Raw genomic sequence first — 21818 nt, forward strand, 5'->3', positions numbered from 1 at the left:
ACCGCCGGCATTAAGCGTCATGGATCCGGCAGTTTCCGCGGCGGATGCGCAGCCGGAGCTTGGAAAATGTCTGCCGGGTCGATCGGGGCGGCGGTGGGCGCCTCGACTGGCCCCAGATGTGGTTTGCCACCCCCGGCCTCCAGCCGCACCGCTGCCGGCCAGCGCAGATTGATCAATAGTGCCGCCATGCCCAGGGCCAGCCCCGAAAGGTCGGTCCAGACTCCGGGCTTGATCAACGTGAATGCCGCGGCGATGAACAAAATCCGCGTCAACACGTTTGCCGGCTTCACGAAAAAGCCGCTCAATCCGCCAGCGAGCAACGCGACACCCGCGGTCGCCGTAACGGCGGTCAGAGCGATCACGTGCCATTCGCCGATGAGAAGCAGCGACGGCCCGAAAACGAACATGAAGGGAATAATGTAGCCCGTCAGCCCAAGCTTCACCGCTGCCCAGCTCGTCGCCCAGACGGCGGAGCGGCTGATGCCGCAAGCTGCATAGACCGCGATCGCCACTGGTGGCGTGATCGCGGACAGGATTGCGAAATAGAAGACGAACATATGTGCCGCTTCGACAGGGATGCCCAGGCGCACGAGCGCCGGCACCAGCAGCGCGACCTGGACGATATATGCAGGGGTCGTGGGCATGCCCATGCCGAGTATGATCCCCGCCACCATTGTCAGGATGAGCGCCGGCAACAGCAGGTCCTGGGCCGCCGCCCGCACTACGCCGGTGAAAGTGAGGCCGAGGCCGGTCTGGGCAATGACGCCGATCACGATACCCGCGGAGGCGCACGAAAGGGCGACGATGACCGAATTGATGGCGCCTGCTTCGAGACCGTCGATAACCCTGGCGATGGTGAGTTCGCCGCGTGTCGTGCTGCGCATGAGTACGACGGGCACGATCGAAAAGATGCCCATGAGAGCGGAGTACGGCGCCGAGAACCCGGACATCAGCGTGCCGATGATGATTGCCAGCGGCAGGAAAAGATGGCCACGCTCCCTGAGCACCTGGCCGACTCGCGGAAGGTCGGCCTTGGGCAATCCCTGTAGCCCCTGCTTGCGGGCCTCGAAATGCACTGCAAGGAAGACGGCGAGATAATAAAGCAGCGCTGGCAACAGCGCAAAAGCGGCCACGTTGAGATAACTCGTTCCCAAAAACTCGGCCATCACGAAGGCGGCGGCGCCCATGATCGGCGGCATGATCTGGCCGCCCGTGGAGGCGACCGCCTCGACCGCCCCGGCAAAGGGAGCGGGATAACCGATCCTCTTCATCAGGGGAATTGTGAACGTTCCGGTCGTCATCACATTGGCGACAGCCGAGCCCGATACGGATCCGAACAGGCCAGAGGTCACCACCGCAACCTTGGCTGGGCCGCCGGCCCGGTGTCCCGTCAGGGCCAGGGCAAAATCCATGAAGAGCTTGCCGATACCCAGCCGCTCGGCCAGGGCGCCGAAAATGACGAACAGCACCACATAGGTCGCCGAGACCTGCGCAGGGATGCCGAACAGCGCATCGGTCGTCATGTACTGGTATTCGAGGAGGCGGACGATGCGGGTGTTGGTGAAGAAGATCTGATAGCCGAGGAAAGCAAGCGCCGTGAGCGGCAGGATCGGCCCGATCGCGCGGCGCGTGGCCTCCAGCACGACGATGATCATCAGCACGGCGAACGCCTGATCGGTGGCCGAGACCGGCCCAACATAGGCCATGCGGGTGTTGAAGTAGGTCTGTTCGATAATCGGATAGGCCGAGGCGGCCACCGAGACGACGAGAAAAAGCCAGTCCAGGAGACCTGGTGCCTTGCCCTGGCGCGAGCGCAGGATTGGCAAGGAAAGATAGGCAAGAACCAGGGCAAAGCCGAAATGGGTCGCGCGCAGGGTGAACGCGTTCGGGGGCCCGAAATATGCCACGTAGAGGTGGAACAGGCTCATGGTCACGGCCACGACCGTAATCAGCCGCTTCAGCCAGAACTCGTAGCGAATCATCGCGTGCTCCGATGGCTAGGCGATCATGCCGGCAAACGGCAATGTTCTAGGCAGGCAGGAAAGGTTGGGGGCAGCCGCAGTTGGCTGCCCCCTTGGCACGCGCTTCTACTGCGCAACTCCGTTGGCCGCGTAGAATGCCTTGGCGCCTTCATGCATCGGCACGCCCACATCCTGCGCCATCTTTTCGAGGGACATGTCTTTCATGGCCGAGGCAATGGTGGCGAGGTCGGAACGGTTCTCCCACATCTGGGTGAGCAAGCCCTCGACGATCTGCGCGTCAAGATCGCAACGTGCAATGACATGGGTCGCGTAGCCGACCGTAACGACATCCTCGTCCTGCTTGGGATATGTTCCGGCCGGAATGGTGATCGAGGTGTAGCCCGGATTGATCTCCTTCCTCATCTTGTCGATGAATTCCGGCTCGAGAGGCACCAGCTTGATGGCGGTGCTGTTTGCCAGGTCCATGATGGCCGAGGACGGGATGGTCGTGCCGAGCGCGAAGACCTCGGAATTGTTGTCTTGCATCAGGGCAACACCATCCGAATACGACACGAAATCGACGGCTTTCAGATCCTCATATGAGAGATCCGCCGCCTGCAGCACAGCCCTCGTTACCTGCTCTGCCGTGTTGCCGACGGGCTGGGTATTCAGCCGCTTTCCTGCAAAGTCATCGACCGACTCGATGCCGCTGTCTGCGGTGACGACCATCTGGAAATATTGCGGATAAAGGGTCGCCACGTTGCAGACATTGTCGGCTTTGCCCTCGAAGGGCTCGCGCCCCTCGATGGCATCCACTGTGGAAATGGAATTGCCAAATCCCAGATCGGCATCGCCGTTCTGCACGCCCTGTACATTCGCCACACCGCCACCTGGCAGGACCTGTATCGAGACGCCGAGCGCTTCGGACGCCATACCCTGAATGGCGCCTCCCAGAGGATACCAGGCACCGCCTTGCGGGCCGGTCATCATTCGCAACTGCTGCGCTTGCGCCGGCACGGCAACCGCCGCCCCGGCTGTGACCAGCGCGAGTGTCAGGATGATCTTTCGCATTCCTCATTCCTCCCTTGTCAAATCAGTCGTTCAAAAAACCTTCATTCACGTCGATGCGCGCTCCTCCTTCAGTAGAAATGCAGCGTTCGCCTGCTCGGCAATGCCACGCAGTTGCTCGGCAAGCTTCGCAGGCAAGGGAATGCCGTGAGAGAGGCGCTCGGCCTCGCAGGCATATTCGGGATCGCCGGCGACCATGACCGGACGCGCGGGGTTGGCCGGCGGCGTCTGCCGGAGCGCGTCGGTCATCCGGTCGAGATCCGCCTCGAATTCGGCGCGCGAGCCGCGCATCATCGCCGGATCGAGCGCCAAGACGAAGTGCCCGACATCGTGCCGCTTGCCAGGCTTGCCGCGCAGTGGCGTCAACGCCGCGCCGGACAGCACGCTCGAGAGCACTTCGACCATGGCCGCAAGACCGTAGCCCTTGTGACCGCCGAGCGGGACGAGAAGCGTGTCAAGCAGCGCCAAGTTCGGATCGCGCTGGGGCGAGCCCTCGCGCGTCAGAGCCCAGCCTTCGGGGATGTCCGTTTCGGCGCGCTGCGCCAGCTTCAACTTGCCGATCGCTGCAGTAGAGGTCGCCATATCGAGCAGGAACGGCTTTCCGCGGGCGGAAGGCGCCGCGAATGCAATGGGATTGGTGCCCAGTCGAGGCTCAAGGCCTCCGGTCGGCACGATTGCCGCACGCCATACGGACGAGGTCGAGATGCCGATCAGACCTTGTTCGGCCAGGCGGCGCACATAAACGCCTGCCGCGCCATAGTGATTGGAGTTGCGGATCGCCACGGCGGCGATACCGAATTTTTCGGCCCGCTCCGCCGCCAACTCGACCGCCATCATCCCCGGAACCTGTCCGAACCCGGCATCGCCGTCGATCAGAGCCACCGCCGCCCGGTCATGCACAACGCTGATGATCGGGGTCGCCGTCGCACCACCGTCTTGGATCTGCTGGTGATAGAGCGGGAGCAGAGCCATCCCATGCGAGTCGATGCCCATCAGGTCCGCGGCACCAAGTACGTCTGCCGTTACCTGCGCGTGAGCATCGCTCATGCGCCAGGCGCGCAGGATTTCCAACATCTGGCGCCGCCAGAGCGCGGCTGCGACGTATGGGCCGAGTTCGGGTCGCATGCCGTTTCCTCGGGCGGTTCTGGCGCGGCCCCTGCCATGCGGCCGACCGCTTGATCATCAGCGCATCATGAAGGCGCCTAACTTGTCAAGCACACCGACACTATTGGCTCAACCGCCTCCTCTCCTGGCTCAACCATTGATCCTGAGCGCAAAGCCAATTCCGGAGCGCTCGCGGGAGTGGCTCTACTCTGCCAGAAGACACCGAATGAGAGGGTGGCGTGGATCTGTGAGACCGTCGATGACGGTGAAATGGTGACGGTCGGGCTCCACCACCGCTGAGGTGATCGCGCCGAGGCCCGTCCACACGTTTGCCAGAAGCTCGTTCTGGCGCAGGAATTCGGCACGCTCGTTCCCGCCCACCCAGCAGGTGACGCGCGCGCCTTCCATCGGGCGCAGCAGCGCCGGACTTTCGGCCCCTGCCTCCGCTTCGTCGATAAGGAGCTCTGCATTCATGGTCGTGCGCATCAGCGGGCGCAGATCGTGCACGCCGGAAATCGAGACGACACGGCGGATGCGTTCCCGGACGGGAGACGCAAGCGGCGTGGTGGCTGAAACCATGCGGCCGACGAGGTGACCGCCTGCCGAGTGCCCCGTCAGCATCAGCGGACCCTCGACCATGGCCGCGGCCGCTTCGATGGCGGCGGATACCTCCCGCACGATGCCGCCGATACGGACTTCCGGGCAGAGCGTGTAGGACGGCATCGCCACGGCATAGCCGCTTTCCAGAGCGCCTGCGGCTAGATGTGACCAATAGCTCTTGTCGAAACGCAGCCAGTAACCTCCGTGGATAAAGACGACGAGGCCCTGGGGCTTTTCAGGGGGATGGAAGAGGTCCAGCCGGTTGCGCGGCCGGTCGCCATAGGCGAGATCGAGCTTTGCGCGGCCTGCCGCGAGAAGGCTCTCGCGAAAGCTTCGCGCCGGCTCCACCCACGCCTCCGGCCACCGATCCCCGCCCGGAATGTTGGGTCCGTTGGCGTAAGCATCGTCCCAATCGGTAATCAGGCGCTCGAACATCATGCTCCTCCCTCTTCAGCATAGAAGCGTGAGAAGGGGAGGCAGAGTCAACCTTCCCGCCAGAAATTTTAGGCTTGAAGTAAATGGCGCCCGGTGCCATCCTTGATTGGCTTCGACGAGGATGGGAGGCCGTCGTGCTTTTCGCTGTTTCCGCTATATTCAGGTGCTATGCACAAGCGCATTTCCGCGACACCCCCGCGACGAAGGAAGCCGCGTGATGCTCGGGCCGACGGCACATGTCGACACCTTCACGCGCGACAACCTTCCGCCCGAGGATGCGTGGCCGGATTTCCTGCTCGAGGGGTTCGAGTATCCCGAATATCTCAATGCCGCCGTCGAACTGACGGACCGTATGGTGGAGAAGGGTTTCGGGGACCGCACGGCGCTGATCGGCAACGGCCGCCGCCGCACCTACAAGGAGCTTTCCGACTGGACGAACCGGCTCGCCCATGCGCTGGTCGAGAATTACGGTGTGAAGCCAGGCAACCGGATCCTCATCCGCTCGGCGAACAATCCGGCCATGGTGGCCTGCTGGCTGGCCGCCACCAAAGCCGGCGCCGTCGTCGTCAACACCATGCCGATGCTGCGCGCCGGCGAACTGGCAAAGATCATCGACAAGGCCGAGATAGGCCTCGCGCTTTGCGACACCCGCCTAATGGACGAAGTCGTCGCCTGCGCCAAGGACAGCCGGTTCCTGAAACAGGTGGTGGGCTTCGACGGTACGGCGAACCACGACGCGGAGTTCGACCGCATCGCACTCAACAAGTCGGTCGTCTTTGAGGCTGTGAAAACCGGCCGCGACGATGTCGCCCTTCTCGGTTTCACCTCTGGCACCACGGGCGTGCCGAAGGCGACCATGCATTTCCACCGCGACCTGCTGGTCATCGCTGACGGCTATGCGAAGGAGATCCTGCGGGTGACCCCCGACGATATCTTTGTCGGCTCCCCTCCCCTTGCCTTCACCTTCGGCCTTGGCGGACTGGCGATCTTCCCGCTACGCTTCGGCGCCGCCGCCACACTCCTGGAGCAGGCAACGCCGGCGAACATGATCGATATCATCGAGACCTACCGCGCGACCATCTCCTTCACCGCACCCACCGCGTACCGCGCCATGCTGAAGGCAATGGACGAGGGGGCGGACCTCTCCTCCCTCCGGGCGGCGGTCTCGGCGGGGGAAACGTTGCCGGGACCCGTCTTCGAAGAGTGGATGGCGAAGACCGGCAAGCCGATTCTCGACGGCATCGGCGCTACCGAAATGCTGCACATCTTCATTTCCAACCGGTTCGAGGATCTGAAGCCCGGCTCGACCGGCCGCCCGGTCGGAGGCTATGAGGCGCGTATCGTCGACGAAGAGATGAACGAGCTTCCGCGCGACACGCCCGGCAGGTTGGCGGTGCGTGGGCCGACCGGCTGCCGTTACCTGGCCGACACGCGGCAGCAAGATTACGTGCGCGACGGCTGGAACATTACCGGCGATACGTTCCTTGAGGACGAGGACGGTTTCTTCCACTTCGTCGCACGTTCCGACGACATGATCGTCAGCGCCGGCTATAACATCGCCGGTCCCGAAGTGGAGGCGGCGCTGCTGTCTCATGCCGATGTCGCCGAATGCGCCGTGATCGGTGCGCCTGATGCTGAGCGCGGGCAGATTGTGGAAGCCCATGTCGTTTTGGTTCAGGGCATTGCACGCGATGAACTATGCGTGAAGCGCCTGCAGGACCATGTGAAGGCCACCATCGCGCCCTATAAATACCCACGCTCGGTGAGGTTCGTTGACGCCCTGCCCAAAACGCAGACAGGCAAGATCCAACGGTTCCGGCTGAGGACGGAGAGGGTGCATTGAGCAAACCATACGATCCCTCCGAAGAAGGCGCCAAGATGTCCTTCCGGGACCGCATGTCCTATAGCGACTATCTGCACCTGGAGAGCGTGCTTGATGCGCAGGAGCCGCTTTCCACCGCCCATGACGAGATGCTGTTCATCATCCAGCACCAAACATCGGAACTCTGGATGAAGCTGGCGCTGCACGAGCTGGGTTCGGCCATGCGGATGATCCGCACCGACCAACTTGAGCCCTCCTTTAAGATGCTGACGCGGGTGGCTCGCATCTTCGAACAGCTCAATAATGCCTGGGACGTACTGAGGACGATGACGCCCAGCGAATACACCGAGTTCCGGGATGCGCTCGGCCAGTCTTCGGGCTTTCAGTCCTGGCAATACCGCGCCATCGAGTTCACGGCCGGGAACCGCAACCCCGCGATGCTGCGTCCCCATATGCATAAGCCTGAACTCGTCGCGAAGCTGGAGGCGATCCTGGAGGAGCCTTCACTCTATGACGAAGCGATCCTGCTTCTTTCGCGCAACGGCTTCGACGTCGGCGCGGACGCCAGGCGAACCGACTGGCGCGAGGCGCGGGCCGAGAGCGAGGAAGTGCTGGGGGCCTGGCGGATCATCTATCAAGAGCCCCTGCGCTACTGGCAGTTCTATGAGCTTGCCGAGAAGCTGGTCGACTTCGAGGACTATTTCCGCCGCTGGCGCTTCAACCATGTGACGACGGTGGAGCGCATCATCGGCATGAAAAGGGGTACTGGAGGCACGTCCGGCATTTCCTATCTCAAGAAGATGCTGGAGGTTGAACTGTTTCCCGAACTCTGGAAAGTTCGCACCAGCCTCTGAGCCGCCAATCCGGAGGAAACAAAATGAAGAATAAGGAGGGGAATAAGATGAAGGAAATTCTCGCAACCGGCCTCATCGGCCTGTCACTGGCGGTATCGGGCTATGCCCATGCCGAGCCGGTCAAGATCGGCGTCATCACCACGCTTTCGGGCGGAGGTGCAGGACTCGGCATCGACATGCGCGATGCCTTCACGCTGGCCATCGAACAATCCGGCAACGAGGAGATCGAGCTCGTCATCGAGGACGATGCACAGAAGCCCGAGCTTGCCGTTCAGATCGCCGAAAAGATGATCCAGAGCGACAAGGTCGACCTCATGACCGGCATCATCTGGTCGAACCTGGCCATGGCCGTTGTGCCCAACGCCGTGGCGCAGGATGTTATCTATCTTTCGCCCAATGCCGGCCCTTCGGTGCTCGCCGGCGCCAACTGCCATCCGAACTACTTCAACGTCGCCTATCAGAACGACAATTTCCACGAGGCGATGGGGCAGTACGCAAACCAAGATTACAAGAACACCTTCATCCTCGCCCCCAATTATCCGGCCGGTAAGGATTCGCTCACCGGCTTCAAACGTTTCTACAAGGGTGAGCTCGCCGGCGAGGTCTACACGCAGGTCGGGCAGACCGACTATGCGGCCGAGATTGCGCAGATCCGCGCCTCCGGCGCCGACTCTGTCTTCTTCTTCCTGCCGGGCGGCATGGGTATCGCCTTCATGAAGCAGTACGCCCAGTCAGGTGTCGATATCCCCGTCATGGGGCCCGCTTTCTCGTTCAGCCAGGATATCCTTCCCGCCGTGGGTGACGCGGCACTTGGTGTGAAGAATTCGGCCACTTGGGCGAAAGACCTCGACAATGAGGCCAACAAGGCGTTCGTGGAGGCCTTTCAGGCTGAATACAACCGCCTGCCCTCTGTCTATGCGGCACAGAGTTGGGATACGGCGAACCTGATCCTCTCCGCGCTCTCCAAGGCGAGTGTGAAAGACAAGGAGGCTTTCCGTGCGGCGCTGAAGGAGGCGGACTTCGACTCGGTTCGCGGTGAGTTCAAATTCAACACCAACAACCACCCGATCCAGAACGTCTATATCCGCGAGGTGGTGAAGGAGGACGACGTCCTCACCAACAAGATCGTCGGCACCGCGTTCGAAGACCACACAGACGCTTACGCCGAACAGTGCAGCATGCAGTAAGCATAGAGCTGTCTCCATGCCGCGCCGTCACTCATGACGGCGCGGCCACTCCGCCAGCTTGACGCTGAGGAAACAGCGACGCGTCAAATCGCAGCTCCGGATCGGCCTCCTTGTCCACCGCACTCTTGATCGAGCAACTGCTGAACGGACTCCAGCTTGGGGTCATGCTTTTCCTGATGGCGGCGGGGCTGACGCTCATCTTTGGCGTCATGGGACTGATCAACCTCGCCCACGGCTCGTTCTACATGATCGGCGCCTTCGCGTGCGCGACTGTCGCAGCAGCCACAGGCTCCTTCTGGACAGGGCTGGTTGCGAGCTTGATCGCTGCGGCAGCCGCCGGCGCAATCGTTGAGATGGCTGTCATCCGAAGGCTCTATGAGCGCGATCACCTCGACCAGGTGCTCGCCACGTTCGCGCTGATCCTGATCTTTTCGGAAGGCACGCGCTGGCTGTTCGGCTCCTTCCCGCTCTATCTCGACATCCCTCCCCTGCTCCATGGCGCGGTCCCCCTGCCGGGAGGCGGACAATACCAGCTCTACCGGCTCGCCATCATCGGCGTCGGCATCGTCGTGGCGGTCGGGCTCTACCTGCTCATCTCCCGCACGCGTCTCGGCATGCGCATCCGCGCCGGCGAATCCGACCGTGAAATGATCGCCGCACTGGGCGTCGACATCTCGACGCTCTATACGGTCGTCTTCGCGCTGGGCGCCGCACTTGCCGGCCTTGCGGGTGCGCTGGTCGGTGCACTGCAATCGGTGCAGGTCGGCATGGGCGAACCGGTGCTGATCCTCGCATTCGTGGTCATCGTCATCGGCGGCATCGGCTCCATCAAGGGCGCACTGTTCGGTGCCGTCCTGGTCGGCGTGGTGGACACACTGGGGCGGCTTCTCCTGCCGCAAGCACTGACGCTGATGCTCCCTCCCTCCCAGGCCGCTTTGATCGGCGGCGCACTGGCATCCATGTTGATCTATATCGTCATGGCGCTCATCCTCGCCTTTAGGCCGAGCGGCCTCTTTGCCGCGCAGTCATGAGAAAGGTCGTGACACGCGAAGCCATCGCCAACGGGAGCCTCGCCCTCCTGCTGCTGGCGGTGCCGTTCGCGGCGATCGCCATGGATGAACCCTTCTACGTGACGCTCGCGACGCGCATCGCCATACTGGCGCTGGCGGCGGTCGGCCTCAACATCGCGCTTGGCCTCGGCGGCCTGGTCTCTTTCGGCCATGCGGCCTTTTTCGGCCTCGGCGGATACGCTGCGGGCATCCTTGCCACCCACGCCTTCAACGCCGAACCGCTTCTCCTCGGCATCCCCGCCACCACGTCTATGCCGGTGATCTGGCTGGTGGCGCTCGTCGTTTGTGGCCTCGTGGCGCTTCCCATCGGCGCGGTGAGCCTGCGCACCTCCGGCGTCTATTTCATCATGATCACCCTCGCCTTCGCACAGATGATCTACTACTTCGCCATTTCCTGGCCCGCCTATGGCGGCCAGGATGGTCTTTCGATCTATGTCCGGAACAGCTTTCCGGGTGTGAACACCGCCCTGCCGCTTCCCCTCTTCCTGATCTGCTACGGTTTGCTTCTTCTGGGGCTTGTGCTCTTCTGGACGCTGCGCAACTCGCGCTTCGGCGCCGCACTTCAAGCGGCACGACAGAACCCCACCCGGCTGGCGGCTGTCGGCATTGCACCCTTCAACATCCGGCTCACGGCTTTCACCGTCTCGGCAATGATTACCGGACTTGCCGGCGCGCTCTTTGCCGACCTCAACCGGTTTACGAGCCCGTCGATGCTTTCCTGGCACATGTCGGGCGAGCTGATCGTGCTCATCATCCTCGGCGGCAGGGGCCGGCTGTTCGGCCCGGTGGCGGGTGCGATGCTCTTTGTGCTCTTCGAATTTGCACTTGGCGGCATCACCGAACGCTGGCAGCTCTTCCTCGGTCTTATCCTGCTCGGCGTCGTGCTCTTTGCGCGCGGCGGGCTCATGGGCTTCATTGCGGGAAGGGAGCGGCATGGCTGAACCGGTGCTGGAAATTCGCGATCTCAAAAAGAGTTTCGGCGCGCTGAAGGCCACCGATGGCGTGAGTCTCCATCTCGCGTCCGGCGAGATCCACGCCCTTATCGGTCCCAACGGCGCGGGCAAGAGCACGCTCATCCACCAGATTTCCGGTTCGCTGACGCCGGACAGCGGAAAGATCCGCTTCCTCGGTCAGGACATAGCCGGCCTGGACATGGCCGCACGGGCGCGGCTGGGACTGGCACGCAGCTTCCAGACCTCCTCGCTGGCGCAGGAGTTTTCGGCGCTGCGCAACGTCATGCTCGCAGTGCAGGCGCGGCAAGGAACGAGCCTGCGCTTCTTCCGCCCCGTGATGCGCGACAGGAGCCTTACCGAACCGGCCATGGCCATGCTGGAGCGCGTGGGTCTTGCAGGCCGTGCGCACGTCCCGGCGGCGGAATTGTCGCATGGCGAGCGCCGGCAGCTCGAGATCGCCACTGCTCTGGCGCTCGGACCGAAGGCGTTCCTACTGGACGAACCGATGGCCGGGATGGGTCCGGAAGGCGCGAAGAACCTCACGGGATTTCTCGATACCCTGCGCCAGGAGGCACCGATCCTTCTCGTCGAACATGACATGGATGCGGTCTTCGCGCTCGCCGACCGCGTGTCCGTCCTCGTCTATGGCCGCATCATCGCCACGGGCGATGTGGACGAGATCCGCAACGATCCCGAAGTCCGCCGGGCCTATCTCGGAGAACCCGCGTGAGCCTGCTCGAACTTGAGAAGGTGGAGAGCTTCTACGGCGCCTCACAGGCGCTGTTCGGCGTGAGCCTCGACGTGAAGGAGGGGGAAGTCGTGGCGCTCATGGGCCGCAACGGCATGGGCAAGACGACGACGATTGGGTCGGTCTTCGGTCTCGTGCGCCTGCACTCGGGCTCTATCCGCTTTGCAGGACGGGAAATCGCCGGCCAGCGGCCGCACCGCATCGCACGGCTGGGCCTCGGGCTGGTTCCCGAAGGCCGCCGCTGCTTCCCCAATCTCACGGTCTCCGAAAACCTGGTTGCGGCAGCACGCGCCGGCGAATGGACGTTCAAAAAGGTGGTGGAACTCTTCCCCCGCCTGGCCGAGCGGCGCGATCAATACGCATTCACACTCTCGGGCGGCGAGCAGCAGATGCTGGCGATCGGCCGTGCTCTGATGACGAACCCGCGCCTTCTGATCCTCGACGAGGCGACCGAGGGTCTGGCGCCGGTGATCCGCCGTGACATCTGGGCAGCGATTGCCAAGCTCAAGGCCGGCGGCCAGTCGATCCTCGTGGTCGACAAGACGCTCTCCGAGCTCCTGCCCGTCGCCGACCGCTGTTTCGTCCTGGAGAAGGGCACGACGGTGTTCGAGGGACCGTCCGAGGCGCTCACACCGGAGCTTCAGGATCGCTACCTGGGGGTATGAGAAGCGCCCTCAGGTCACTGCCGCGCGGGCTGCAAAGCGCTCATCCTTCCAGACCTCCGTCCGCAGCGCCTCTTCCAGAATCTCCACCGCCTGCCAGACATCCAGATAACGGAGATAGAGCGGCGCAAAGCCGAAGCGCATGATAGCGGGCGAGCGGAAGTCGCCGATCACGCCGCGAGCGATCAGCGCCTGCACGATCTCATAGGCGTGGTCATGGGTGAAGGAGACCTGGCTGCCGCGTTTCGCACCCCCGCGCGGACTTTCGAGCGCCAGGCCGAATGGGGCGCACTTGGCTTCGACGAGACGGATGAAGATATCAGTGAGCGCAAGGCTTTTTTCCCGCACGGCCGCCATATCCACGGTGTCCCAGATGTCGAGCGCCGCCTTCAATGCCCGCAGCGAGAGAACTGGCTGGGTGCCGCACTGGAATTTGCGGATACCCGCGTCGGCATCGAAGCGCGGTTCGAAAGCGAAGGGCCGCGCGTGTCCCCACCAGCCGCTGAGCGGTTGGCGCGCCTCGGCCTGATGGCGCTGGGCGACATAGATGAAGGCAGGCGAGCCGGGACCGCCATTCAGATATTTGTAAGTGCAGCCGACGGCGAAATCGACTCTCGCGCCATCGAGATCGACAACCAACGCGCCGGCCGAATGGCATAGGTCCCAGACGACCAGAGCGCCGGCCTCATGTGCCCTCTGCGTCAGCGCTGCCATGTCGCGCAACTCGCCGGTCTTGTAGTTCACGTGGTTGACGAGGACGACGGCGACGCGATCATCGATCAGTTCCTCGATCGTCGGCGCATCAACCCCTTCGAGGAGCAGCCGCGCATCCGGCTGCGTGGAGATGACGCCTTCCGCCATATAGAGATCGGTGGGAAAACTGCTCCCTTCGGCGACGATGACCGAGCGGCCACGCCGCAGCCCCATCGCTGCATGTAAAGCCTTGTAGATGTTGATCGAGGTCGTGTCGCAGACGACGGTCTGGCCCGGCGTGGCACCGATCAGCCGGCCGATCCGGTCGCCGAGTTCGACCGGCAAGTCGAACCAACCGGCGCTGTTCCAGCTGCGGATCAGGCCCTCGCCCCATTCCTCTCGTGCGGCCTTCGCCAATTCGTTGAAGACGGCGGGGGATGCCGGCCCCAGCGAATTGCCGTCGAGATAGATGACGCCCTCGGGCAGGCTGAACTGATTGCGCATCGAGCGCAGTGGATCGGCGTCGTCCATCGCCTTGACGGCGGCGAGATCCGGAACCTGGCTCATGGGAGCAATCCTTCCTTCGCAACGTACATCGGACCGCCCCGATGCGCGGGAAAGCCATAGCCGTTGATCATGACGAGATCGATATCGCTCGCCCTTTCGGCTATGCCCTCGGTCAAGAGGGCATCGCCCTCGGCAGCCATGGCGGCAAGCAGGCGCGATACGATCTCCTTTGAGGAAACGTCTCGCAGTGCGATGCCCTTCGCTTTCCGGCACGACTCGATCAAGGCCGTCACCTCCGGATCAATGGTACGCTTCCCGTTCGCGTAATCGTACCAGCCGCGGCCCGTCTTCTGGCCAAACCGTCCCATCTCGCAGAGCCGGTCAGCAATCTCGACATAGCGCTCCGAAGGATCGCGGGTGGCCGCCTGGCGCTTGCGCCGCGCCCAGGCGATCTCGAGGCCCGCGAGATCGAAGACGGCAAACGGCCCCATGGCGAAGCCGTAGTCCTCCATCGCCGCGTCGATCTCCTGTGGCCAAGCGCCGTCTTCGACCAGAAACTCGGCCTCGCGGCGATATGCCGAGAAGATGCGGTTGCCGATGAAGCCTTCGCAGACGCCGCACACGACGGGCAGCTTCTTGAGCCGGCGCGCGACGGCAACTCCGGTCGCAAGCACGTCTGGAGCCGTCTTGGCGCAGCGCACGACCTCGACCAGCCGCATCACATGCGCAGGCGAGAAGAAGTGGAGGCCGCAGACGCGCTCCGGCCGGGATGTCGCCGCCGCGATGGCGTCGGGATCAAGATAGCTCGTATTGGTGGCAAGAACCACCTCCGGCCGGACGATCCCGTCCAGCGTCGCGAAAAGCTCCGTCTTGACGTCAAGGTCATCGAAGACCGCTTCGATGACGAGATCGGCAGCGGCAAACTCTTCGATATCACTGCCCACCGACAGCCGCTGCAGGCGCTCGGTGCGGCCTTCGGCATCGATACGTCCCGACTTCACCGCCCGGTCGAGGAGCCCGGTGATCCGGTCGAGGCCCTTCGCTACCGCCTCGGCCGTCTTCTCGACGACGATAACGCGATAGCCCGCATCGAGGGCGCAGACGACGATGCCGGAGCCCATCAGGCCGCTTCCGACCACGCCGACCGTATGCACCTTCCGCGGTTCAACACCTTCGAGTCCGGGCACTTTCGCCGCCGCGCGCTCGGCGAAGAAGACCTGACGCAGTGCCTTGCCCTGATCAGAGTCGCGCAGCCGCAGGAACGTGGCACGCTCGTCGGCGACCCCCTCCGCAAACGAACGGTCGCCGGTGCTTGTCACAAGCCGCACCGCTTCGGCCGGGGCCTCCCGTCCGCGCGCGCGAGACAAGGCCTTGTCGATCGCTTTATCGACGGCCCCCGGTTCCGCCGCCGGCACGCTCAGGTCTCCTGTCCGGCGCAACGGCTGTGGTGCGAAATTCCGCGCGGCGGCGATCGCCGCGGCGAGGGGATCGTCCTCCACGACTTGGTCGACGATACCGAGGGAGAGGGCTTCGCCCGCGGACACGTTGCGCCCGGTAGCAATCAGTTCCACAGCCTTTGCGACACCGATGAGACGCGGGAGGCGCTGTGTGCCCCCTGCCCCCGGCACGATGCCGAGTTTTACTTCAGGCAACCCGAGACTTGCCCTACCACTGGCGATGCGGCGATGGCAGGCAAGCGCAATCTCGAGACCGCCCCCGAGAGCGGCACCATTGATGGCCGCCACCACGAGTTTTCCGCTCTCCTCGATCGCGTCGACAACATCAGGCAGGATAGGTTCGGTTGCCGGCTGCCCGAACTCCTTGATGTCGGCGCCGCCGACAAAGGTGTTCCCCGCGCCGGTGAGGACCACAGCACGGACTTCCCCCTCGGCGCTGGCGTGGCGGATCGCCGCCAGCAGGCCGGAACGCAGGTCTGCCGAGGCGGCGTTGACCGGTGGATTGTCCATGGTGAGGACGAGAACCCCGTCTTCCATCCTTGCTGAAACGGTCGCGGAAAAACGGATTGGTGACGCTTCGCCCATGGAACCCTACTCCGGTACGACGGCCATCGCCTGAATCTCTACCTTGGCGCGGTCTTCCATCAGCGCCACCACCTGCACGGCGGTCATGGCGGGATAGTACCAGCCCATCACCTCGCGGTAGACGACGCCGATCTTCTTGAGGTTATCGAGATAGTCGGCCTTGTCGGTAAAATACCAGGTCATGGAAGTGATATGTTCCGGCCGCGCATCCGCCTCCGCGAGCACGGCCGCCACATTGAGAAGGGTCTGCCGCACCTGCGCGACCAGATCGTCGCTCTCGAACTCACACTTCTCGTTCCACCCGATCTGACCGCTGACGAAGACGAGCCTGCCGTGGGCGGCGATGCCGTTTGCATAACCTTTGGGTCTTGCCCATCCCTTGGGCTGCAGAACGCTATGCATGAAACTCCTCAATCTAGGAAAACCAACCTTTCAAATCGGCGAGCGGCGTCACGTCATACCCAGCACCTGTCGGGCGATCACCACCTTCTGCACGTCCGACGCGCCTTCATAGATGCGCAGCGCCCGGATCTCACGATAGAGACTTTCAACGATATGCCCGCGCCGCACGCCATCGCCGCCGTGAAGCTGCACGGCACGGTCGATCACTTCTTGCGCCCGGTCGGTGGCGAAGAGCTTCGCCATCGCCGCCTCGCGGGTGACGCGGGCAGCGCCCCTATCCTTCGTCCAGGCCGCGCGGTAGACGAGAAGTGCCGCCGCGTCCACATCCAGCGCCATATCCGCCAGATGCCCCTGCACCATCTGCAACTCGGCCATCGGCGCGCCGAAGAGCTTCCGCTCGGCCGCCCGCTTCACGCTCTCATCGAGCGCACGGCGGGCGAAGCCCAGAGCCGCGGCACCCACCGTCGAGCGAAACACGTCGAGCACCGACATGGCGATGCGAAACCCCTCGCCCGGCTTGCCGATCATGGCGGAGGCTGGAACACGCGCGCCATCAAACGAAAGGCGTGCAAGCGGATGCGGCGCAATCACCTCCAGCCGCTCGGCGATTTTCAAGCCCTTGGTGTCCGCTGGCACCACAAACGCGGAGATGCCCTTGGAGCCCGGCGCCTCGCCGGTACGGGCGAATAGGACGTAGAGATCAGCAATGCCGCCATTGGAGATCCAGGTCTTCTCGCCCGTGAGGACGTAGGAGCCGCCGTCCAGCGTCGCGCTCATTTCCATGTTTGCCACATCGGAGCCCGACCGCGGCTCGGAAAGGGCGAAAGCGGAGATCGCTTCGCCGGCACGTGTCTTGTCGAGCCAGCGCTGCTGCTCCGATGTCCCGTAAAAGCTGATGGCACCGGTGCCGAGCCCCTGCATGGCGAAGGCGAAGTCGGCAAGTCCATCATGGCGTGCCAGAGTCTCGCGGGTGATGCAGAGTGTGCGCACATCGAGGGGCGCGGGATCGGCAGGATCGACCGCCGTCGGCTTCAGCCAGCCGTCACGCCCGAGCGCCCGCACCAGCTCGCGGCAGGCGGCATCCACATCGTCATGGGCGACCGGCAGGTTCGCCGCACACCAGGCTTCGAGCCGCTCGGCATACTCGCGGTGGCGGTCTTCGAAGAAGGGCCAGGTGAAGAAGCTTTTGTCCGCCATCAATCGCCCCCGAACACCGGCTTTTTCTTGGCGACGAAGGCGCGGTAGGCGCGTTCGAAGTCGCGGGTCTGCATGCAGATTGCCTGCGCCTGGGCTTCGGCTTCGATGGCTTGGTCGAGGCCCATCGACCATTCCTGATTGAGCTGCGTCTTGGTGATGCCATGGGCGAAGGTCGGGCCGGAGGCGATGCGGGCGGCGAGATCGAGGGCCTCCGCCTCCAGCGTGTCGGCGGAGACCAGCCTGTTGTAAAAGCCCCAGCGCTCTCCTTCCTCCGCGCTCATCGTGCGACCGGTGTAGAGAAGCTCCGCCGCCCGCCCCTGGCCGATGATGCGCGGCAGGATCGCACAGGCGCCCATGTCGCAACCGGCAAGGCCGACGCGTGTGAAGAGGAAGGCGGTTTTGGCTTCGGGCGTGGCGAGGCGAATGTCCGAGGCCATGGCGAGGATCGCGCCGGCGCCCACCGCAACACCGTCCACCGCGGCGATGATCGGCTTGCCGCAATTGAGCATCGCCTTGACGAGATCGCCCGTCATGCGGGTGAAGGCCAGAAGCTCCTTCATCTCCAAGCCGACCAGTGGGCCGATGATGTCGTGCACGTCGCCGCCGGAGCAGAAATTGCCGCCGTTCGGCAGAAGCACCACGGCGTCGACATCCTCGGCGTAGGCGAGATTGCGGAAGGTATCGCGGAGTTCCGCATAGGAGGCGAAGGTGAGCGGGTTCTTCCGCTCGGGCCGGTCGAGCTTCACCACCGCAACCCGGTCCTCCATGCGCCAGAGGAAGTGTTCGGGCACAAGGCCCGCCATCTTAGTCGGAGTCAATGCTCGCCCTCCCAGTTGCTGCGGAATGCGTGGAGCATTTCGGAAAGCCGGTGCACTTCGAATGTGTCTACGCCGCCGAGGAGTTCGGCGATCCAACTTTCATGGGCGGCAGCCATCTTCTTGAAGGCGCCCATGCCTGCCGGCGTCAGGCGCACCACCGAGGTGCGCTTGTCCCCCTCGCGCTTGGTGCGCGTCACATAGCCGTCAGCCACCAGCCGGTCGATGATGCCCGTGACGTTGCCGTTGGAGACCAGCAGGAAACGCGAGAGGTCGCTCATCAGCATACCCTCGCGCTCGCGATAGAGCGCCGACATGACGTCGAAACGCGGCAGGGTGGAATCAAACTCGCGTTTGAGCCGCTCGCGCAACTCCGCCTCCACGATGCGCGTGGTGCGCAGCATGCGGATCCAGAGGCGCAGGCGCTCCTTGTCACCCGGTCCTGCATCGGCCACCGCCAGCGGCGCGCTCACCATGTCTCACCCCCCGAAATCGATATGGTCTGGCCGGTAACCGAGGCCGCACCCGGGCTGCAGAGCCAGAGCACTGCCGAAGCCACCTCCTCCGGCTGAATGAACCTGCCCTGCGGATTGGCAGCCATCAAGCTTGCGCGGGCTTCTTCCTCAGAACGCCCGGTCTTTTCGACGATGCGGGCGACAGATTCGGCGAGCATGTCCGTCTCCACGAAACTTGGGCAGACGGCGTTCACCGTGATCTCCGTCTTGGAAAACTCCACCGCGAGCGCGCGCATGAGGCCGACCACACCGTGCTTGGAGGCAACGTACGGCGCAACATAGCCATAGCCTTTGAGACCCGCGACGGAGGCAACAAAAATGATGCGGCCCTTCTTCTGTGCAGCCATTCCCTCGAGCGCGGGTTGGACGGTGACGAACGCGCCAGTGAGGTTGACGTCCATCGTCTTCTTCCAGGCATCCAACGTGGTCTTGGCGGCTGGGGCGCTTGACGAAATTCCGGCATTTGCGATGACAATATCGACTGGTCCGCGCGCTGCCTCGGCATCCCGGTAAAGCCGGTCCATTGAGGCTTGATCGGTTACATCCCCGGCAATCGCGTGGATATGCGGGTGCTCCCCAGCAACCATTTCCAGCGCCTCGATACGCCTGCCGCAGATGGTGACCTGGATGCCGGCATCGGCTAGCGTCAGGGCGATCGCCTTTCCGACGCCCGAGCCACCGCCGGTCACTAGCGCGTGCTTGCCGACGACCACCGCCATCACACTTTTCCCAGCATGGCATCCCGCCGTTCGGCAAGCCGGTAAGCCTGCTCACGGCCCCGAAGATAGGGATCGGGCCATCTGACGTGGCGATCGCCGAGCTCGACGGCGGCATGAAGCGTCCAATAGGGGTCTGCGAGGTGCGGCCGTGCGAGGCACACTAGGTCGGCACGTCCCGCCATCAGGATCGAGTTTACATGGTCCGGCTCATAGATGTTGCCGACCGCCATGGTGGCCATGCCGGTCTCGTTGCGGATGCGGTCCGAGAACGGGGTCTGGAACATGCGGCCATAGACGGGCTCGGCCCGAAGCGAGGTCTGTCCGGCCGATACGTCGCAGATATCGACGCCAGCCGCCTGCAGCATGCGGGCGATCTCCACCGCGTCCTCGGGGCGGATGCCCTCCTCGCCAACCCAGTCGTTCGCCGAGATGCGAACCGAAATCGGCTTTTCATCCGGCCATGCCGCACGCACCGCATGGAACACCTCCAACGGGTAGCGCATACGGTTTTCCAGGCCGCCCCCATAGTCATCGGTGCGCCGATTGGTGAGCGGCGTGATGAAGGCCGACAAAAGATAGCCGTGCGCCATGTGGAGTTCCAGCATGTCGAAGCCGGCGCGGTCGGCCATCTCGGCAGAGGCAACGAAGGCGTGGAGTACGTCGTCCATATCCTTGCGCGTCATCTCCTTCGGGATCTGATGGAGATTGCTCCACGGGACCGCCGAAGGCGCGAGCAGCGGCCAATTGCCGGAGACGAGCGGCGCTTCAGAATCCTCCCAGGGAACCTGGGTCGAGCCCTTCGGGCCGGAATGGCCGATCTGGGCGCAAATCTTCGCTTCGGTCTCGCGATGGACGAAGTCGACGATCCTCTTCCAGGCGCTCTCGTGCTCGGGCTTGTAGAAGCCGGGGCAGCCGGGCGATATACGCCCATCGGGCGTCACGCAGGTCATTTCGATATAGACCAGCCCCGCCCCGCCCTTTGCGCGCTCGGCATAGTGGACGAAATGCCAGTCGGTCGGGCAGCCGTCGACCGCCCTGTACTGGGCCATGGGCGAAACCACGATGCGGTTTTTCAGCCGCATGTCGCGCAGCCGGAAGGGCGCGAACATCGGCGGGCGGGCGCCGTTCACGTTGCTCCCCGCCCGGTGCTGGAACCACGCCTCGGCACTCCCCAGCCATTCCGGATCGCGCAAGCGCAGGTTCTCGTGGCTGATGCGCTGCGAGCGGGTGAGCAGCGAATAGTTGAACTGCACCGGATCGAGATGGAGGTAGCGCTCCACGTCCTCGAACCATTCGAGCGAGTTGCGCGCCGCCGACTGCAGCTTCAGCACCTCCGTGCGGCGGGCGTCCTCGTATTTCGCAAAGGCGGCCTCGCGCGTCGGCTCGGAGTGAAGGTAGTCCGCCAGCGCCACGGCGCTTTCAAGCGCGAGCTTTGTGCCCGAGCCGATGGAAAAATGCGCGCTCGCCGCCGCGTCGCCCATGAGCGCCAGGTTCTCGTGGGACCAGCGCGCGCACAGCACACGGGGGAAATTGATCCAGGCCGAGCCACGGATGTGGCTGGCGTTGGACATAAGCTTGTGACCCCCAAGGTGTGCGGCGAATAACCTTTCGCAGGTGGCGATGGACTCTTCTTTCGACATCTCGCCGAAGCCGAACTTTTCCCACGTCTTCTGAGAGCACTCGACGATGAACGTGGCCGTGTCATTATCGAACTGATAGGCGTGCGCCCAGACCCATCCGTGTTCCGTCTCTTCGAAGATGAAGGTGAACGCGTCGTCGAATTTCTGATGCGTGCCGAGCCAGACGAACTTGCACTTGCGGATGTCGATATCGGGCTGGAAGGCTTCGGCGAAGACGGTGCGCGACTTGGAGTTCAGGCCATCGGCAGCGAGGACGATGTCATGGCTTTCCATGAAGGGGCGTGGATCATCTATCTCCGTCTGAAAGCGCAGATCGACGCCGAGTTCGCGCGCCCGCTCCTGCAGGAGAACGAGCAGCTTTTTGCGGCCGATGCCGCAGAAGCCGTGGCCGGTCGAGACCGTCCGCGTGCCGCGGTAGAAAACGGCAATGTCGTCCCAATAGGCGAAATGCTCGCGGATCGCAGTGGCGCTCACGGGGTCGTTGGCTGTCAGGTTGGTAAGCGTCTCGTCCGACAGGACGACCCCCCAGCCGAAGGTGTCGTCCGGACGATTACGCTCGTAGACAGTGACCTCGTGGCCGGCATCCCGCAGCTTCATCGAGATCGCAAAGTAAAGGCCGGCCGGACCGCCTCCCAGAACCGCAACCTTCATTCGATATCCTCACTCTCGACGAAAGCCTGAGGCAGGATCGCACCGGAGCCTATATATTTCAAGCCTAAAATATCTGGGCTGACAGCCGGGATAGCTATCGTAGCGTATGGCAGTCAATATCGACGCATCGCGGCCTTCCGCCACACGGGATCGGCGTTGGAACCGATCACAGC

General features: G+C 63.5%; 19 protein-coding genes. 7 read left to right on the plus strand and 12 right to left on the minus strand.

Annotation, left to right across the window (positions count from 1 at the left end):
* Nucleotides 1-17 precede the first annotated feature (17 nt).
* The 4 genes from N5A92_RS19510 to N5A92_RS19525 all read right to left on the minus strand — a co-directional run bounded on the left by N5A92_RS19510 (nt 18) and on the right by N5A92_RS19525 (nt 5168).
* Nucleotides 18-1982 (minus strand): TRAP transporter permease, encoded by a 1965-nt coding sequence (locus N5A92_RS19510; RefSeq protein ID WP_260905598.1) that lies wholly within the window; start codon nt 1980-1982, stop codon nt 18-20.
* A gap of 105 nt (nt 1983-2087) precedes the next feature.
* Nucleotides 2088-3032, minus strand: coding sequence for a TAXI family TRAP transporter solute-binding subunit (locus N5A92_RS19515; RefSeq protein WP_260905600.1), 945 nt, complete (start codon nt 3030-3032; stop codon nt 2088-2090).
* 45 nt (nt 3033-3077) lie between these two features.
* Entirely contained in the window at nt 3078-4154 is a 1077-nt protein-coding gene (locus N5A92_RS19520) for an Ldh family oxidoreductase (RefSeq protein WP_260905602.1), read from the minus strand.
* A gap of 183 nt (nt 4155-4337) precedes the next feature.
* A complete protein-coding gene (locus N5A92_RS19525) occupies nt 4338-5168 on the minus strand; it encodes an alpha/beta hydrolase (RefSeq protein ID WP_260905604.1) in 831 nt (276 codons plus the stop codon).
* A gap of 217 nt (nt 5169-5385) precedes the next feature.
* Here N5A92_RS19525 and N5A92_RS19530 point away from each other — a divergent pair, with 217 nt between their 5' ends.
* From N5A92_RS19530 to N5A92_RS19560, 7 genes are all read left to right on the plus strand, one after another.
* A complete protein-coding gene (locus tag N5A92_RS19530) occupies nt 5386-7011 on the plus strand; it encodes an AMP-binding protein (RefSeq protein ID WP_260905605.1) in 1626 nt (541 codons plus the stop codon).
* Nucleotides 7008-7844 (plus strand): tryptophan 2,3-dioxygenase, encoded by an 837-nt coding sequence (kynA, locus tag N5A92_RS19535; RefSeq protein WP_260905606.1) that lies wholly within the window; start codon nt 7008-7010, stop codon nt 7842-7844. Before N5A92_RS19530 ends, kynA begins: the two co-directional genes overlap by 4 nt.
* Before the next feature lie 47 nt (nt 7845-7891).
* Nucleotides 7892-9031: an ABC transporter substrate-binding protein gene (locus N5A92_RS19540; RefSeq protein ID WP_260905607.1), complete on the plus strand. Its 1140-nt coding sequence runs from the start codon at nt 7892-7894 to the stop codon at nt 9029-9031.
* A gap of 110 nt (nt 9032-9141) precedes the next feature.
* Nucleotides 9142-10062, plus strand: coding sequence for a branched-chain amino acid ABC transporter permease (locus N5A92_RS19545; protein WP_260905608.1), 921 nt, complete (start codon nt 9142-9144; stop codon nt 10060-10062).
* Entirely contained in the window at nt 10059-11042 is a 984-nt protein-coding gene (locus N5A92_RS19550) for a branched-chain amino acid ABC transporter permease (protein ID WP_260905609.1), read from the plus strand. The genes N5A92_RS19545 and N5A92_RS19550 overlap by 4 nt, the downstream gene beginning before the upstream one ends.
* Nucleotides 11035-11784: an ABC transporter ATP-binding protein gene (locus tag N5A92_RS19555; RefSeq protein ID WP_260905610.1), complete on the plus strand. Its 750-nt coding sequence runs from the start codon at nt 11035-11037 to the stop codon at nt 11782-11784. The genes N5A92_RS19550 and N5A92_RS19555 overlap by 8 nt, the downstream gene beginning before the upstream one ends.
* A complete protein-coding gene (locus tag N5A92_RS19560; protein ID WP_260905611.1) occupies nt 11781-12467 on the plus strand; it encodes an ABC transporter ATP-binding protein in 687 nt (228 codons plus the stop codon). Before N5A92_RS19555 ends, N5A92_RS19560 begins: the two co-directional genes overlap by 4 nt.
* Nucleotides 12468-12476: 9 nt before the next feature.
* Here N5A92_RS19560 and kynU read toward each other — a convergent pair whose 3' ends face one another.
* Genes kynU through N5A92_RS19600 form a run of 8 tightly spaced genes read right to left on the minus strand, consistent with a single transcriptional unit; the run spans nt 12477 to nt 21645 of the window.
* Entirely contained in the window at nt 12477-13724 is a 1248-nt protein-coding gene (gene kynU, locus N5A92_RS19565; RefSeq protein WP_260905612.1) for a kynureninase, read from the minus strand.
* Complete coding sequence (locus tag N5A92_RS19570; protein WP_260905613.1) at nt 13721-15706, minus strand: 3-hydroxyacyl-CoA dehydrogenase NAD-binding domain-containing protein; 1986 nt, start codon at nt 15704-15706, stop codon at nt 13721-13723. Before N5A92_RS19570 ends, kynU begins: the two co-directional genes overlap by 4 nt.
* Nucleotides 15707-15712: 6 nt before the next feature.
* On the minus strand, nt 15713-16108 hold the full coding sequence (locus N5A92_RS19575; protein WP_260905615.1) for a RidA family protein: 396 nt from the start codon (nt 16106-16108) through the stop codon (nt 15713-15715).
* A gap of 48 nt (nt 16109-16156) precedes the next feature.
* Entirely contained in the window at nt 16157-17305 is a 1149-nt protein-coding gene (locus tag N5A92_RS19580) for an acyl-CoA dehydrogenase family protein (protein WP_260905617.1), read from the minus strand.
* A complete protein-coding gene (locus N5A92_RS19585; RefSeq protein ID WP_260905665.1) occupies nt 17305-18108 on the minus strand; it encodes an enoyl-CoA hydratase family protein in 804 nt (267 codons plus the stop codon). Before N5A92_RS19585 ends, N5A92_RS19580 begins: the two co-directional genes overlap by 1 nt.
* Nucleotides 18109-18119: 11 nt before the next feature.
* Nucleotides 18120-18596 (minus strand): MarR family winged helix-turn-helix transcriptional regulator, encoded by a 477-nt coding sequence (locus tag N5A92_RS19590; protein WP_260905618.1) that lies wholly within the window; start codon nt 18594-18596, stop codon nt 18120-18122.
* Entirely contained in the window at nt 18590-19354 is a 765-nt protein-coding gene (locus N5A92_RS19595; RefSeq protein WP_260905619.1) for an SDR family NAD(P)-dependent oxidoreductase, read from the minus strand. Before N5A92_RS19595 ends, N5A92_RS19590 begins: the two co-directional genes overlap by 7 nt.
* Entirely contained in the window at nt 19354-21645 is a 2292-nt protein-coding gene (locus tag N5A92_RS19600; RefSeq protein ID WP_260905620.1) for a bifunctional salicylyl-CoA 5-hydroxylase/oxidoreductase, read from the minus strand. Before N5A92_RS19600 ends, N5A92_RS19595 begins: the two co-directional genes overlap by 1 nt.
* Nucleotides 21646-21818: the final 173 nt, after the last annotated feature.

This window comes from Chelativorans salis (genome assembly GCF_025336525.1).
Taxonomy (GTDB): domain Bacteria; phylum Pseudomonadota; class Alphaproteobacteria; order Rhizobiales; family Rhizobiaceae; genus Chelativorans; species Chelativorans salis.